Source organism: Pseudomonas sp. FA-1, from assembly GCF_056856075.1.
In genome coordinates this window covers 228,113-242,717 of sequence record NZ_JBWXTH010000007.1, presented here as the reverse complement: position 1 = coordinate 242,717, position 14,605 = coordinate 228,113, and the positions used below count along the sequence as shown (strand labels likewise).

14 protein-coding genes are annotated in these 14,605 nt (G+C 65.1%); 8 read left to right on the top strand and 6 right to left on the bottom strand.

Going from position 1 to position 14,605, the window contains the following annotated elements:
- The first annotated feature begins 158 nt into the window (after positions 1-158).
- Both AC1MHZ_RS15015 and AC1MHZ_RS15010 read left to right on the top strand, forming a co-directional pair.
- Positions 159-845: a GNAT family N-acetyltransferase gene (locus AC1MHZ_RS15015; protein WP_084858812.1), complete on the top strand. Its 687-nt coding sequence runs from the start codon at positions 159-161 to the stop codon at positions 843-845.
- A gap of 85 nt (positions 846-930) precedes the next feature.
- Entirely contained in the window at positions 931-1,671 is a 741-nt protein-coding gene (locus tag AC1MHZ_RS15010; protein WP_482966565.1) for a FecR family protein, read from the top strand.
- A 51-nt stretch (positions 1,672-1,722) separates the two neighbouring features.
- On the opposite strand, the gene AC1MHZ_RS15005 is transcribed toward AC1MHZ_RS15010, so the two are convergent.
- The gene (locus AC1MHZ_RS15005) at positions 1,723-3,132 is read right to left on the bottom strand and encodes an amino acid permease (protein ID WP_084858814.1); all 1,410 of its coding nucleotides are present in this window, start codon (positions 3,130-3,132) and stop codon (positions 1,723-1,725) included.
- Positions 3,133-3,617: 485 nt separating this feature from the next.
- Here AC1MHZ_RS15005 and AC1MHZ_RS15000 point away from each other — a divergent pair, with 485 nt between their 5' ends.
- Both AC1MHZ_RS15000 and AC1MHZ_RS14995 read left to right on the top strand, forming a co-directional pair.
- On the top strand, positions 3,618-5,069 hold the full coding sequence (locus AC1MHZ_RS15000) for an aminotransferase-like domain-containing protein (RefSeq protein WP_324818089.1): 1,452 nt from the start codon (positions 3,618-3,620) through the stop codon (positions 5,067-5,069).
- 53 nt (positions 5,070-5,122) lie between these two features.
- Complete coding sequence (locus AC1MHZ_RS14995; protein WP_084858816.1) at positions 5,123-6,031, top strand: LysR family transcriptional regulator; 909 nt, start codon at positions 5,123-5,125, stop codon at positions 6,029-6,031.
- A gap of 36 nt (positions 6,032-6,067) precedes the next feature.
- Here AC1MHZ_RS14995 and AC1MHZ_RS14990 read toward each other — a convergent pair whose 3' ends face one another.
- Entirely contained in the window at positions 6,068-6,814 is a 747-nt protein-coding gene (locus tag AC1MHZ_RS14990) for a hypothetical protein (protein ID WP_084858817.1), read from the bottom strand.
- A 94-nt stretch (positions 6,815-6,908) separates the two neighbouring features.
- On the opposite strand from AC1MHZ_RS14990, the gene AC1MHZ_RS14985 reads away from it, so the two are divergent.
- Positions 6,909-7,151: an SDR family oxidoreductase gene (locus AC1MHZ_RS14985; RefSeq protein WP_324818084.1), complete on the top strand. Its 243-nt coding sequence runs from the start codon at positions 6,909-6,911 to the stop codon at positions 7,149-7,151.
- A 362-nt stretch (positions 7,152-7,513) separates the two neighbouring features.
- Here AC1MHZ_RS14985 and AC1MHZ_RS14980 read toward each other — a convergent pair whose 3' ends face one another.
- A complete protein-coding gene (locus tag AC1MHZ_RS14980) occupies positions 7,514-9,271 on the bottom strand; it encodes an FAD-dependent oxidoreductase (protein WP_084858819.1) in 1,758 nt (585 codons plus the stop codon).
- 165 nt (positions 9,272-9,436) lie between these two features.
- Here AC1MHZ_RS14980 and AC1MHZ_RS14975 point away from each other — a divergent pair, with 165 nt between their 5' ends.
- On the top strand, positions 9,437-10,027 hold the full coding sequence (locus AC1MHZ_RS14975; protein ID WP_084858820.1) for a TetR/AcrR family transcriptional regulator: 591 nt from the start codon (positions 9,437-9,439) through the stop codon (positions 10,025-10,027).
- Between the two features lie 4 nt (positions 10,028-10,031).
- Here AC1MHZ_RS14975 and AC1MHZ_RS14970 read toward each other — a convergent pair whose 3' ends face one another.
- The 3 genes from AC1MHZ_RS14970 to AC1MHZ_RS14960 form a co-directional block, all read right to left on the bottom strand.
- On the bottom strand, positions 10,032-10,205 hold the full coding sequence (locus tag AC1MHZ_RS14970; protein ID WP_172403065.1) for a hypothetical protein: 174 nt from the start codon (positions 10,203-10,205) through the stop codon (positions 10,032-10,034).
- 92 nt (positions 10,206-10,297) lie between these two features.
- Complete coding sequence (locus AC1MHZ_RS14965) at positions 10,298-11,224, bottom strand: alpha/beta hydrolase (RefSeq protein ID WP_368829275.1); 927 nt, start codon at positions 11,222-11,224, stop codon at positions 10,298-10,300.
- The gene (locus AC1MHZ_RS14960) at positions 11,211-12,041 is read right to left on the bottom strand and encodes an SDR family NAD(P)-dependent oxidoreductase (protein ID WP_084858910.1); all 831 of its coding nucleotides are present in this window, start codon (positions 12,039-12,041) and stop codon (positions 11,211-11,213) included. The genes AC1MHZ_RS14965 and AC1MHZ_RS14960 overlap by 14 nt, the downstream gene beginning before the upstream one ends.
- A 187-nt stretch (positions 12,042-12,228) precedes the next feature.
- Between AC1MHZ_RS14960 and AC1MHZ_RS14955 the strand changes: the two genes are divergently transcribed.
- Positions 12,229-13,272, top strand: a complete 1,044-nt coding sequence (locus AC1MHZ_RS14955) for a 3-ketosteroid-9-alpha-monooxygenase, oxygenase component (RefSeq protein ID WP_224456137.1) — start codon at positions 12,229-12,231, stop codon at positions 13,270-13,272.
- Between the two features lie 139 nt (positions 13,273-13,411).
- The gene (locus AC1MHZ_RS14950; protein WP_084858823.1) at positions 13,412-14,539 is read left to right on the top strand and encodes a helix-turn-helix transcriptional regulator; all 1,128 of its coding nucleotides are present in this window, start codon (positions 13,412-13,414) and stop codon (positions 14,537-14,539) included.
- The last annotated feature ends 66 nt before the right edge of the window (positions 14,540-14,605 follow it).

Here is a 14,605-nt window from a genome sequence, read left to right as displayed (position 1 = left end):
GCAAGCGCCTGGACGGCTCGACGCAGCGAAAAGCATAGCCGTCCACGAGGATTCGGCCAGACGCCAGGATCGCGCGCGGATGCACGCCGGCCTGGGTTAGACTGTGCACCCCGCGCTGTGCGGCGCGGCACGATTCGACCCTAGCTGGAGCTTGCCCGATGTTCATCCTCAGCCGTCTCGACGGCGTGCCCCCCGAATCCTTCCAGAACCAGATCCGTCAACTGGTGATCGATCATGTCGGCGAGCTGAGCAGCGTGGCCATCACCGCGGACAACCCGTTGTATCCGCTGTACCAGTACGGCGTCGGCCTGGAAGTGCACCAATACCTGCAGGCGCTGGACGGCACACGCGGCCTGGCGGTGGAGTTGACCCTCGCCCTGGATGCCGAAGCGCCGGACCAGTTGCTCGGTTTCGCCCTGGCCCTGCCCGCCCAGGACAATGACCAGGCGTGTGTCCTGACCTTCCTCGCCGTGCAGCCCAGCCATCGCCGCCAAGGCATCGCCCGTGCGCTGTTGGCCGACATCCAGGCACGCCACGCCTGTGTCGAGCTCAATGCCTTCGCAGGCCAGGTGCCTTGGTTCGAGGCGATGGGCCTGCAGGTCGTCGCCGCCGCGGGCTCCCAGGTATTGATGAGCAGTACCGGGCAGGCCAGCGGCGCCTTGGTCGGCCGCCTGGACATCGCACCGATCTACCGCACCACCGAGGTACGGCAGATCCACGCCTACCTGGTCAAGCAGCACGGCGACGAGGCCATGCTCGATGCGGAAAAACAGCGCGATGAACGCCTCGATGCTTTGGCCTTGCAGGCACAGGCCTGTGTGAAGCAACGCCAAACGGTGCATTGAATCGCGACTTGCCATACAGCCCCGGTAAATGGGTCTCAGCGTCTATCCTTAGGTGACCCTCCAAGGAAGATGCGCCCCACCGCCTATGAACCTGCTCCCCCGCCTCGCCCTGTCCCTGGCCATTCTCGCCCTGGTCGCGGCCTGTGCATTGCTTGCCTCGCCCTGGATGGGCCAAGGCTTCGAGCTGGCTGACCTGTCCACCGACAGCCAGCGCCGCCTCACCCGCCAGCTGGAAGACGGCAGCCTGCTGACCCTGGATGCCAGCTCCTCGGTGGATGTGGAGTTCGATGCCCAGCAGCGCCACCTGCAACTGCTCGCTGGCCAGGTGTTGCTGGAGGTGGCCCCAGGCGACCCGCGCCCGTTCCGGGTCGGCACACCCGAAGGTACCTTGCGCCCACTGGATGCCCGCCTGATCATCGAGCACCTGGGCAACGCCACCCAGGTCAGCGTGCTGCATGGCAGGGTCGAACTACTAGGAGCCGGGCGGCACCTGTCGCTGAGCCGTGGCCAGCAACTGCGCTTCAGCGCGGGCGAGCCCGGCACGCTGGAGGCGGTGGACACCGGCATGCTGCAAGCGGCCTGGCACCTGCAGCGCCTACCAGCGGCTGGCCAGCCCCTGGTCACTACCCTCGAGCGCCTGGCCCGCCATCGCCAGGGCGTACTGCTGTTCGACCGGGAGGCCCTGCAAGGCCTACGCGTTCCCTACGACCTCCCCCAGGACGACAGCGACCAGGCCCTGGCCGACCTGCAAGCCGACCTGCCGATCAGCGTGCATCGCTTTACCCGCTGGCTCACCGTGGTCAGCAAGGTCGACAGCCAGAAATGAAACGCGGCCGGGTCCCCAAGGGGAGCCGGCCGCGTTGTGCTACAGGACGCCTCAGTGGCGCTTGCTGGTACGGATCTGGTGGACCACGCCCATGGCCACCACGATAGCAGCCGCGATACCCGTGGAGATCACCAGGATCTGGTAATCAGGCATGAACGCCATCACCACAAGGCAGACCACGATGAAGGCGATCACCAGGTAGGTCAGCCAAGGGAACAGCCACATCTGCAGGCGGATCTCCTTGCCTTCGGCCTGCAGCTTGCGACGCATGCGCAACTGCGAGAAGGCGATCACCAGGTACACCAACAGGGCGATCATGCCGGTGGTGTTCATCAGCGTTTCCAGCACATCCTTCGGGCGCAGGGTTTCGCTGAAATTGATCAGGGCGCAGAAGATCGCTACCGCGCACGACCCCATGATCGCGTACACAGGCACACCGGTGCCGGCCCGGGTGATCTTGAAGAACGAAGGTGCGTCGCCACGCTGGCCCAGTGAGAACAACATGCGCGACGCGGTGTAGTGGCCGGAGATCAGGCAACTGCTTACCGAGGTCAGCACCACGAAGTTCATCAGCAGCTCGGCGTATGGCACACCCAGCAGCTCCAGGGTACGACGGTAGGCGCCATAGCCGGACTCGCCCAGGTGCGGGTCGTTCCATGGCACCAGGCAGACGATCAGGAAGATCGAGCCTACGTAGAACAGGCATACACGCCACACCACCGAGTTGGTGGCCTTGACGATCTGGGTGGAGGGGTCCTTGGATTCCGAGGCAGCGATGGTGACGATCTCGGCACCGAGGAAGGCGAACATCACCCCCAGCAGCGCGCCGATCACCGTGGTGATGCCATTGGGCATGAAACCTTCGGCCGTCAGGTGGCTGATGCCACGCACCTCACCGAATTGCCAGACATTGAATACCGCCGCGGTGCACACGATCAGGAAGCAGACGATGGCCACCACCTTGATCAAGGCGAACCAGAACTCGAACTCGCCATAGTGCTTGACGTTGAAGAAGTTGACCGTGATCAGCAGCAGTGTCGTGGCCAGCACGAACACGTTGACGCTGACACCCGGGAACCAGCCATGCAGGATCTTGCCCGCCACGTACGCTTCCCAGGCCATGAGGATGACCCAGTACCACCAGTACAGCCAGCCGATGGTGAAACCGGCCCAGCGCCCGATGGCGCGGTCGGCGTAGGTGGAGAACGAGCCGGTATCCGGCGAGGAAGTCGCCATCTCGCCCAGCATGCGCATGATCAGCACCACCAGGATGCCACCGGCCAGGTACGCCAGGACCGCGGCGGGGCCAGCGCTGTGGATCACGCTGCCGGAGCCGACGAACAAGGCGCCGCCAATGACCCCGGCGATCGACATCATCGTCAGGTGACGCGACTTGAGCGAGGCGCTGAGCTTGCTCTCGTGCTCGCCTTTCGCAGTGGTGGATGTGGATGTTGCGTCCATCAGTTATGTACCCCGTGCTTCTTTTTATCCAAGGAAAAACTGTGAAACCCCGATGGCTATCGGTCTCACCTGACATCAGTACTCAAGCGGGCAGGAGGTGTGCGCCAGGCACACGCAGGCCTTCCGTGGCGGCCTGCTTACGCGTCCGGAGGCAAACCTGCGGACGAACTGAACGGTATGCCGGCCGGGCTTCGGCGGCTCGGCGCGCCGCAATGAAGGTGCGAGGCGGACCTCGACGGTAAAGCAGCGAATTTATGATTGTGCATGACGCTGACAGGTATGCTGTGGCGATATCTGACACGTAATGTAAAAATGTCTGGCACACAGAGCCATGCACAGTGGCATGAAAAACGCACTGCACTGTACAGGCCGCCAATGCAATACACCTGCGACACCTTGCCGACGCCGGGGAGCTGAACGGTTGGTTCGCCACGCGAATCGACCGCACGCGCCACCTTGCGATACGCACACCTGAAGGCACCCCAATGCTCCAGCTACATCCGGACTCGTCCACCCCGCTGGTCAACCAGATCATCGACGGGTTGCGCGAGCTGATCGACAACCAGACCCTCAAGCCCGGCGCCAAGGTCCCATCGATCCGCGCCTTTGCCGCGACCTATTCGGTGAGCACCTTCACCGTGGTCGAGGCCTATGATCGCCTGGTCGCCCAAGGCCTGCTGGTCAGCCGCGGCAATGCGGGGTTCTTCGTCAATCGTGCGGCGGGCGAGCTGCTGGACACCCAGGGCCAAGCGCTTGGCACCACTCGGCCGACGTTCAATTCCGAGTGGTACCTGCAACAGATCTTCGAAACCCGCCAACTGCCGTTCAAGCCTGGCTGCGGCTGGCTGCCCAACGACTGGATGTACGAGGACGGGCTGCGCCGCGGCCTGCGCCAGGTGGCCGGCAGCCCGCTGGAGCTTTCCGGCTACGGCGACCCGATGGGCCTGCCGGAGCTGCGTGCCCTGACCGCACAGAACCTGCAACAGGAACTGTCGATCGTCGCCAATCCGGCGCAGTTGATGCTGACCCATGGCGCCAGCCAGGCCTTGGACCTGGCCGTGCGTACCCTGGTACGCCCAGGGGATGTGGTGCTGGTGGATGACCCCGGCTATCCCAACCTGATGAGCATCCTGCGCACCCAGGGCGCTACCTTGATGGGTGTGCCACGAACCCCGAGTGGGTACGACCTGGACCTGCTGGAGCGCCTGCTGGCCCATCACCGGCCCACGGTCTTCTTCACCCAGCCCCACCTGCACAGCCCGACGTGTTCGCGCACACCGCTGGCGCAACTGCATCGCCTGTTGCAACTGGCCACGCGGCACAACTTCCGCTTGGTGGAAAACAACCTCTACGCCGACATGATCGCCGAGCCACAGCCGTGCCTGGCCAGCCTCGACCCACTGCAACAGGTCGTTTACGTCGGCAGTTATTCCAAGAGCATTTCACCCAACGTACGGGTCGGCTACCTGCTGGCCAACGCCGACCTGATGCAGCAATTGCTGCACCTGAAGATGCGTTCGGGGCTCACCACCTCGCAGGTGATGGAGCGCGTGGTGTATGCGGCCATCATCGATGGCCGCTGGCGCAAGCACCTCAAGCGCCTGCGCCAGCGCCTGGCGCAGGCGCACCAGGACGTGGGCCGCCATCTGCACCGGTTGGGCTTCGAGTTGTTCATCGAGTCGGACGAAGGCATGTACATCTGGACCCGCCACCCTGCCCTGCCTGACAGTGCCGCGCTGCTGGACGATGCCCTGGAGCAAGGCATCATGCTGGGCCCCGGGCAGCTGTTCATGGTCGATACCCAGGCCACGGGCTGGATGCGCTTCAATGTGGCATTCAGTACCGACCCTGAGATGTGGGCGCTGCTGGAGAAGGTGTTGGTCAAGCATGTACGCCGAGGCGGGGCCCAGGCGCCGACTGTCGGCCCTGAGCCATGATCGACCCGCTTTCTGGTTACCCTTTCTACCAATAGCCCTACTTATCCTTCGCCATGCCCGACCGCCTGCTCACCGACCGCCTCGATTGGAACCTGCTGCGCACTTTCCGCGTGATCGGGCAAGAGCTGTCCATCAGCCGCGCCGCCGCGCGCCTGCACCTGACCCAGCCTGCCGTGAGCCAGGCGCTCAAGCGCCTCGAGGAGCAGCTCGGGCGCCAGCTCATCGCCCGCCGCGGGCCGCGCTTCGTGCTCACTGAGGTAGGCGAGCAACTGTTCCAGCTGGCCGGCGAGATATATGGCCAGATGGCGCAGATCGGCAGCCTGCTGGAACAACCGGCCACCGAGCTGGTGGGCAAGGTGCGCCTGCTGATGGTCAGCCGCGTGGTCGATGCCCGCTTCGACGAATGCCTGGCTCGGTTCCACCACCAATATCCCCGGGTCGAGCTCGAGATCGAGGTGATGCGCAGCGCCGACATCGTCGCGGCCCTGCAGGAGAAGACCGCCACCGCCGGCCTGAGCCTGAACCGGCGCCCGCAGCCACGCCTGGAGCAGCGGCTGTTCCATCGCCAGCGCTACGCCTTCTTCTGCGGCAAGCACCACCGGCTGTTCGGCCAGCTGGAGGGCGACCTGCAGCAAGAAAGCTTCGTCAGCTTCAGCAGCGACCAGATCGGCGGCATGCTCTCGCCGCTGACCATCTTCCGCGATCAACAGGGCTTCGCCGGGCGCGTCATCGCCTCCTCGCCAAGCCTCGAAGAAGTCCGCCGCCTGGTGATCGCAGGGTTCGGTATCGGCTGCCTGCCCGAGCATGTGGTAGCCCCGGATGTGGAGGCGGGGCTGCTGTGGAAGCTGCCGCCGCTGGAGGGCATCGCCGATGTGGACATCCACCTGCTGTGGAACCGTGAGCAGCGCATGAGCCGCGCAGAAGAAACCTTCATCGAGGCGCTGCAGGCAAGCCTGCAGTAACGCCCGCCTTGCGAGGCCAGCAGGAGAACCGTTGGCCTACCGGCGGGCAAGCCCATCGCCGCAGGCCCTGCGCCGCTGCCGGAAGCACACCGCCCCCAGCCCGAGCACAGCCACGACCAGCACGGCCAGTGCTGCTACCAGTTCCCGGCCATAGCGCCCGGCCCAGGCCGGAAAGCCGACGAACTCCCGGTAGATCTGCACATCGGCCGCGCCGCCGTCATGGCGGATGCTGATCCCGCCCTGACGGATCAGTGAATAGTCCGAGTCAAAATAGACCCACACCTTGCTCGCCCCCTCGCGCCTGATGGCGTCGATCTCGATCACGCTGGTCGGTGCCTGGACGATGGTATCGTTACCGGCATCGTCGCGAATCTGCACCAGCCCCTTGGCCGGCAGGCGGATCTGCACCTTCTTCAATGGGGTTTGGCCCTTGTTGCGCAATTCGATGAGCAGCCCGGTGCGATGGTCCACCAAGCCTGCTTCAAAAGGCTTGGCGAACAACTGCAGGTAAGGCGCCTGGGCCAGCTCGACGAGCTTGTCGACCTGTTGGTGGCTGAGCGCCCCCTTGCCGATGGCGCTCACCTGCTCGTGCAGGCGTTCGTACTTGAGCAGGTCATTGGTGGTACTGATGCGTTCGCTGAACTGGCTGGGGTAGGTCAGGTAGGCGTAGGTCAGGCGCGCCTCCAGACCAGCGTCGTCCTTGAGCAGCGCATAAAGCGCCGCGACCGAGGTCGCGACGACCAGCACGCCCACGAGGGCCTTCCCGACTTTTTCCCAGCTCACCTTGGCGGTTCCTTCTTTCGCTGTGTTGGCGACATGAATTGGCCGGCAAAGGGTGCCAAGAACGACCGGCTGTAGCAAGCGCAAGGGACTCCTGGTGCACCGGACCATAATGAATTCGGTGCACCCGGGAGGAATCGACACCGTGATGGCGCGACCGCCGGAAATGGCCGATTTCGACCCGGCGCAGGTCTACAAGGGCTTGCCGATCCCGCGTATCGGCCAGCCGGAAGAAGTCGCCAACCTGGTGCTGTTCCTGGCCAGCGACGAGTCCAGCTATTGCACGGGCTCGGAGTTCATCATCGACGGCGGCATGCTGGCGGGGACCACGTTCGGTTGACCTGCGGGGCGCCTGGCGAGAGCTGCCCCCTTGATCGCGGGACAAGCCCCACAGGGATTTCGCAAGTCTTGAGAGCGGCGCAATCTCAGTGAGAGCTGGCGACAGCCTGCGATGGGCTGCAAAGCAGCCCCAAGCCTTCAAACGCTGGAGCCCGTCCAGACTCAAGGGGCCGCTGCCCATCGCAGGCTGTCGCCAGCTCCTACCAAGCAAGCGGAGCCTGGGCCGTATTGGCACGGCCGAGAAGTATTAAACCAATCGAAGCCACTTTGAGCTTGTCCAGCACCATAGAATCTCCCACAGGTGTGGCGCTGCGCAGGCACACTGCGCGATGCCTGTGGGAGCGGGCTTGCCCCGCGATTGGGTCAACGCAAGGCGCCCTCGGTCAGTATGTCGGGCTGTTCGATGGGTACCTGGCGCGCCAGGTGGTTCGCCGCGATGTAGCCGAAGGTCATGGCCGGGCCGATGGTCGAGCCTGGGCCTGGGTAGGTCTTGCCCATCAGTGCCGCACTGGTGTTGCCGATAGCGTACAGGCCCTCGATCACCGAGCCGTCAGGGCGCAGCACGCGAGCATCGGCATCAGTGCACAGTCCCCCCTTGGTGCCCAGTTCACCGGCATCGATACGCAGCGCATAGAAAGGCGCCCGCTCCAGCGGTCCCAGGCAAGGGTTGGGCTTGCAGTTGCTGTCGCCGTAGTAACGGTCGAACAGGCTCGCGCCCTTGCCGAAGTCCTCGTCGACACCCTGGGCGGCCTGCTGGTTGAGGCGGTGTACGGTCTGCTCCAACCCCGCTGCATCCACCCCGATCTTGCCCGCCAATGCCGCCAGACTGTCGGCGCGGTAGATCACCTTGTCCAGCCAGCCCTCGGGGATCTTGCTGTCCGGCTGTACCGAGCCAGGCAACAGCACGCCGCAGGGGTAGCGCTTGCGGTACTCGGCATCGAAGATCAACCACGCCGGCACGTTGGCTCCGCTGAGCTGCTGGTCGGCGTACATCGCGTAGATGATATCCGGATAGGGCGCGGCCTCGTTGACGAACCGCCGGCCGTTGCCGTTGACCATGATGCAGCGGGGGAATGCCCGCTCGACGAACAGCGCGCGCTGCTTCTCCTCGCCCGGCACGTGCACGGTGGGTGCGCCCCAGGTATGGCTCATCAACGCCACTCCGGCGCCCTGCTCCAGGCCCGCGCGGATCCCGTCGCCATTGTTGATCGGCGGTGCCGCAGTCCATTCGGCACGGGTCGGGCCGGGCAGGTACTGCTCACGCATCAACTGGTTGGCCTCGAAACCACCGCACCCCAGGATGACGCCGAATGCGGCCCGCACATTCAGCGGCCTGCCCTGGCGTTCGACCAGCACGCCGCTGACCTTGCCGTCATGGCTGTGCAAGGCGCGCATCGGCGTCTGCAACCACAACTCGATACCCCGCGCCAGCATCGCCGCACGCAGGCTGGCGACCAAGGCGTTGCCCAGGGTCAGGCGTCGATCCCGGGGCGTGCGCCGGCGCCAACGCAGGTCGGCCATGTAGCCAAGGCCCAGGCGCGCGGTGAGCCAGAGCCAGCCGGGTTCCTTGGCCAGGATGGTATGGGCCTCCACCTGGGTCATGGCAATGCGCCCGGCGATCAAGGTCGCGGGCGACGGCGCACGCAGGCGTTGGAATTCCTCGCCCAGGCGCGCCGCATCGAAGCTGGCCGGCTCCATGGTGCGATAGCCAGGCTTGCCGCCCTCGAGCTCGGGGTAGTAATCAGGGTAGCGCGGCACTGCACGGAAGTAGGTCTGGGCCTGGGCGGCCAGGTAGCCGACCATCCTCGGCCCCTGCTCCAGGTAGGCCTCCATCCGCGCTGGGTCGTAATCCTCACCTACAGTCGCACGCAAGTAGGCTTGGGCTTCTTCCCGTGAGTCGCTGCCGCCGAGCCCTTCGATCTGGTCGTTGCACGGGATCCAGATACCCCCGCCGGAAATCGCCGTGGTGCCCCCGTACTCAGCCGCCTTTTCCACCATCAGTACCGACAGGCCCTGGTCATGGGCCCGTAGCGCCGCGGTCATGGCTCCGGCCCCAGAGCCGACCACGACCACGTCGTACACGGCATCCCAGTGCACGGCATGGGTGTTGTCATTGTTCATCGATGCACCTCCCCCGTTGGCGGCCACAGGGCCGCATAGCATTCCATGGAAAACCACTATGTCACATCATTTATAATTTGAGTCATTGTATGTCACAAAAATTTGCAGCCGTGCCATTTGCTGCGACAATCGCGGTCGATCGAGAACAGATGAAGGTGTGTCGCCATGACCCGACAACTGCGCTGGGGTGACGCCAGCCGCATGGACAGCGCCGAGCAAGGGCGCCAGCAGATCCTGGAATGCGCACTGGCTGCGATGATCGAACTGGGCCCAGACGGCTTCGCCATCGATGACGTGGCCCGCCGCGCGAATATTTCCCGGCGCACGCTGTACCGTTACTTCGCAAACAAGCACGAGCTGGTCCAGGCCGTGATCAGCAGCGAGAACGCCGCGTTCTTCAGCGCCATGCAGCAGCAATTGAGCGCCTTCGAAGACAACTTCGAGCGCTACCTGGAGGAATGCCTGTGCTTCGCCGTGCGCTACCGCGACCAGCATCGGGGTGGTTTTCACCAGGGCTACCTGGCCAAGGCGGCCAGCCCCGAGGTATTCGCCTACATCCTCGAGGACATCGCGCCGCTGTGGCAGCAGGTGCTGGCCGGACCGTTCGAGGCCTGTGCCGCCGGCCACGGCGGTGCTGCCAGCCTGGCCGACTGCGTTGCCCTGGTGAGCCGGCTATGCCTGGCCTATTGCCTGGTACCCGCCGAAGAAGCGCAGATCCGCAACCAGGTGCGCCTGCTGCTCCACCTCGCCGCCTGAGCGCTCAGGGCAGCAGGCGCATGGCGCTGGGCACCGGCATGTAGCAGGGCTGGAAGTTGGGCTGGCAGTAATAGGCCACGCTCAATGGCATGGGCAGGGGGCGTGTCAACGCAGCCACATAGATGGCAGCGAAGGCACACACGATCAGGGTCAGGCAGCATCTTGTTGTTGTTTTCATGGCCATTCCTCTACGCAGGAGGGGGACGTGTGAAGCCAGACTAGAATTGCCGCGCGCCGCCCGCCTCGTCCAAACGGACGAGGCGACAACGCTCAGTACAATGCCCGGCGGAGATCGGCGCAGGCGCCCTGCAAGGCACGGGCCGCCGCCTCGACGAACGGCGCCATGCTGACGAACCCATGCACCATGCCCTCGCAACGCGCCAGACGCACCGCAACACCTGCGGCCTGCAGGCGCTCGGCGAAGGCCTCGCCTTCATCGCGCAAGGGGTCGTACTCGGCGGTCAGCAAGGTGGTGGGCGGCAGCCCTTGCAGGTATTCATCGCGCAGGGGCGAAGCCAGGGGGTCGTCGCCCTGCCCGGGATGCTCCAGGTACTGCGCCCAGAACCAGCCCATCATGGCCCGGGACAGCAGGTAGCCTTCGGCGAAGTCGGCATAGGAAGGGCTGTCGCAGGCGGCGTCCGTGACCGGGTAGAACAAGCACTGATGACGGATGGCCGGCCCTCGTCGCTCACGGGCAAGACGGCTGACCGCGATGGCCAGGTTGCCCCCGGCGCTGTCACCGGCGAGCGCCACGCGGCTGCCATCCACGCCAAGGTCCTGGGCATGTTCCACCAGCCAGCGCGTCGCGGCGTAGCAGTCCTCCGGGGCTGCCGGAAAGCGTGCCTCCGGTGCCAGGCGATACGCCACCGACACCACCACAGCGCTGGTTTCCAGGGCCAGGGTACGACACAGGTTGTCGTGGGTATCCAGGTTGCCGATGACAAAGCCCCCGCCATGGAAAAACACCAGCAGCGGCAAGCCGTCCCGCGCCACCGGCCGATACAGGCGTGCCGCCAGCATGCCTGCGGCACCTGCGACCTGCAGCTCGCGGACCTCCGCCATGTCGGCCCCCGGCAACGGCGGCATCAGGTTGTCGGCATGCAGGCGATACTGACGGGCGTCGAGGCTGGCGTAGTCGGGCTCACCCTGGGCGGTGAAGCCCTGGAGCACGGCGGCAAGCTGGCTATCGAGCGGCATGGGTCTCTCCTTGTACATCGACCATGGCAAAAACTGGGTTGGTTTCCTCGAGGATGCTGCGCAGGCGCAGTTCCAGGGCGGGCTTGAAATCCTTGTGTGGGAGAATCCAGAAACGCTGCTGGGCGATCGCCTCGAACACCAGGGCGGCCAGCTCACGCGGCGCCATGCCGGCGCGGATGCTGGAGTCGAGCATGGCGTTCAGCGATGCCGCAGGGCCCTCGCCTGCCGAATCCGAGGCCATGATGGCGCTGGCCACCGGCCCCGGACACAGCACCGAGACCGACACCGGCGCCCCCAGTTGCAGCAGCTCGTAGTGCAAGGTCTCGGACAACGCCACCACCGCTTGCTTGGTCACGTTGTAGGGGCCGAGCATCGGGCTGCTGATCAGGCCGGCCAGCGAGGCGGTGTTGATCACATGGGCCGGGCGCCCCTGGGCCAGCAGCAGCGGCACGAAACAGCGCACGCCGTTGATCACCCCGCGCAGGTTGATGTCGAGCATGCGCTGCCACTGCGCAGCGTCGATTTCCCAGCTGTAGCCGGTCTGCATCACGCCGGCGTTATTGAACAACAGGTCGACGCCGCCGAAGCGCGCCACCGCCGCGTCGCGCAACCGCGCGACCTGTTCGGCATCGCCCACGTCGGTGACGCAGGCCAGCACGTCAGCCCCTTGTCCCTGCAGCGATGCGGCCAAGGCCACGAGGCTGCGCTCATCGACATCCGCCAGCACCAGGCGCAGGCCCAGCTGCGCCGCATGCTCGGCCAGGCCCCGGCCGATACCGCTGGCCGCGCCGGTGATCACTGCTACCTGTCCCGCCATCTTGTTCTCCTGCCCGTGGCTGATGGCTGCCAGTAGATCGGCCCGGCCGACGCCAGCCATCGTCCGTTCAGACGATGACCGCTACGCCATGGGCGGCAGAATCGACTTGGTACAGCCAGACATGTCGCCAGTGACCGCAATGGCGCGAAACAGTCGGCGGCCCCTACACAGCACGGAGAACAACAACATGAGCACGCTGCACCGTATCGAAGCCAAACTGCTGGAGGACCGCTACGCGCGCGGTTGGCACTGCCTGGGCCTGGCCGCCCAGTACCGCGATGGCAAGGCCCATCGCCTGGACGTGTTCGGCACCCGCCTGGTGGCCTTCCAGGGCGAGGACGGCCAACTGAACATCCTCGACGGCTATTGCCCGCACATGGGCGCCGACCTGAGCACCGGCTGCATCGAAGGCAACGCCATCCGCTGCCCCTTCCACAGCTGGCGCTGGAACGCCGAGGGCGTGTGCGATGACATCCCCTACGCCAAGCGCATCCCGCCACGGGCCAAGATCAAGCGCTGGCCGATCATGGAGCAGAACCACCTGTTGTTCGTCTGGAACGACCCGCAAGGCAACCCGCCGATCGCCGAACAGGCCATCCCGCGCATCGATGCCTGCTACGACGAAGCCTGGGCGCACTGGGAAATCGCCGAGCTGAAGATCGACACCAACTGCCGCGAGCTGATCGACAACGTGGCCGACATGGCGCACTTCGGCACCGTGCATGGCGCGCCGGTCGATGAGTTCAGCAACGTCTTCGAGGGCCACACCGCATCCCAGGTCATGCGCGCGCGCAGCGAGCGCCTGTCTGGCGACAGCGAGCTGAACACCGTGGCCACCTACTATGGCCCGGCCTACCAGATCACCGAAATGACCGGCGCCATGGGCGGCCAGCCGATCCATTCGATCCTGCTCAATTGCCACGTGCCGATCGACCTGAACAGCTTCACCCTGCGCTATGGCGTGCTGGTGAAGAAGATCCCGGGGCTGAGCGAGGAAGAGAACCAAGCCATCGCCAAGGCCTATGTGCAACAGGCCCAGGCGGCGTTCTATGAGGACGTGGCCATCTGGCACACCAAGACCCGCGTCGACAACCCGCTGCTGTGCGACGGCGACGGCCCGGTGTACCAGCTGCGCCGCTGGTACGAGCAGTTCTATACCGATGTCGAACTGCTGGCCGCGGACACCCGTGACAGCAAACAGTTCGTGGTACGCAGCGGCGAGCGCGCCTGACAGCGACACCCCTGGCACAGCCCGGCACAGTCGATTCCGACCGTTGGCCGGGCCTTGCAACATGACATTGCGCGCGGACAAGGACGCCGTTTATGCTCGCCGACGCCAATGCTAATAACAAGAAAATCGGTACCCACCCATGCAGAGTCTCACGCTCGAAGACTTCAGCGAGCTGGTCGGCCAGCTCTACCAGGGCCCCTTGGAGAACATCCCCTGGGTGACCTTCCTCACGCAGCTCAACAGCCTTCTGCACAGCAAGCACGTGACGTTCATCCTGCGCCCGCCCAGCAGCCAGGTCGATGGCCTGATGGTCAGCACCAACGGCACGTCCACGGAAGCCACCACCTCTTACAACAAGCATTTTTACGCCCTGGACCCGTTCGTCGGCCTGCCCAACCGCGAGGTGGTCGCCCTGGCCGACTACCTGCCGGATGCCGAGCTCAAGCAGTCGGAGTTCTTCCGCAACTTCCTGGAGCCGGTGGACGTGTTCCATATCCTGGGCGTGGACATCAATACCAGCGACGGCGCCCAATGCCGCCTGCGCATCAGCCGCGGGCGCGACGACCCAGCCTTCGTCGACACGGAGAAGCATTTGCTGGCGCGTTTCATCCCGCACCTGGAACGTTCGGTCAAGGTGCATATGCAGCTCAACCGCATCGAAACCGAACGCAACCTGTATGCCGGTGCCGTCGACCAGATGGCCGTGGGCACCATCATTCTCGACGAGACCGGCAAGGTTCTGCAGACCAACCAGGTGGCCGAACGGCTGCTGCAGGAGAAGGACGGGATCAAGCAGGTCAATGACGGCCTGCAGGTCGGCAGCGCTCGCGACACCCAGGAGTTTCGCCGCCTGGTGCGCCAGGCCATGCTCTCCCAGAAAGGCAACCAGCCCTCGGTGGTCGAGGCCATGCGCGTCAAGCGCCCGTCCGGGCGCGCAGACCTCGGCATCATCGTGCGTTCGGTGCCCCTGGCCGCATGGAGCGAAGGCAAGCAGTGCCCGACGGTGGTGATCTTCATCAGTGACCCGGAGCAGCAATCCTCGGCGCCCCAGGAAATCGTCCGCGCGCTGTTCGACTTCACCCCTGCCGAAACCCAGCTGGCCATGCTGTTGGCCAACGGCCTGACCCTGGACGAAGCCTCCGAGGAGTTGGGCATCAGCCGCAACACCTCACGGGCGCACCTGCGCTCGACCTTCTCCAAGACCGGCGTCACCCGCCAGACCATGCTCGTGCGATTGATCCTGCGCAGCGTCGCCACTCTCGGCTGACGCCGTGTGGCTGCCATCGTCCGCTCGGACGATGGCAGGCGCCGGCAGGCGGCGCACAGTAGCGCT

Coding starts and splice junctions, on each gene's coding strand:
- AC1MHZ_RS14965 (WP_368829275.1), bottom strand. CDS start 11,224: ATGCCGCTCGATAGCCAGCTTGCCGCCGTGCTCCAGGGCTTCACCGCC.
- AC1MHZ_RS15000 (WP_324818089.1), top strand. CDS start 3,618: ATGCTCCAGCTACATCCGGACTCGTCCACCCCGCTGGTCAACCAGATC.
- AC1MHZ_RS15015 (WP_084858812.1), top strand. CDS start 159: ATGTTCATCCTCAGCCGTCTCGACGGCGTGCCCCCCGAATCCTTCCAG.
- AC1MHZ_RS14975 (WP_084858820.1), top strand. CDS start 9,437: ATGACCCGACAACTGCGCTGGGGTGACGCCAGCCGCATGGACAGCGCC.
- AC1MHZ_RS14995 (WP_084858816.1), top strand. CDS start 5,123: ATGCCCGACCGCCTGCTCACCGACCGCCTCGATTGGAACCTGCTGCGC.
- AC1MHZ_RS14955 (WP_224456137.1), top strand. CDS start 12,229: ATGAGCACGCTGCACCGTATCGAAGCCAAACTGCTGGAGGACCGCTAC.
- AC1MHZ_RS14980 (WP_084858819.1), bottom strand. CDS start 9,271: ATGAACAATGACAACACCCATGCCGTGCACTGGGATGCCGTGTACGAC.
- AC1MHZ_RS14970 (WP_172403065.1), bottom strand. CDS start 10,205: ATGAAAACAACAACAAGATGCTGCCTGACCCTGATCGTGTGTGCCTTC.
- AC1MHZ_RS15005 (WP_084858814.1), bottom strand. CDS start 3,132: ATGGACGCAACATCCACATCCACCACTGCGAAAGGCGAGCACGAGAGC.
- AC1MHZ_RS15010 (WP_482966565.1), top strand. CDS start 931: ATGAACCTGCTCCCCCGCCTCGCCCTGTCCCTGGCCATTCTCGCCCTG.
- AC1MHZ_RS14950 (WP_084858823.1), top strand. CDS start 13,412: ATGCAGAGTCTCACGCTCGAAGACTTCAGCGAGCTGGTCGGCCAGCTC.
- AC1MHZ_RS14960 (WP_084858910.1), bottom strand. CDS start 12,041: ATGGCGGGACAGGTAGCAGTGATCACCGGCGCGGCCAGCGGTATCGGC.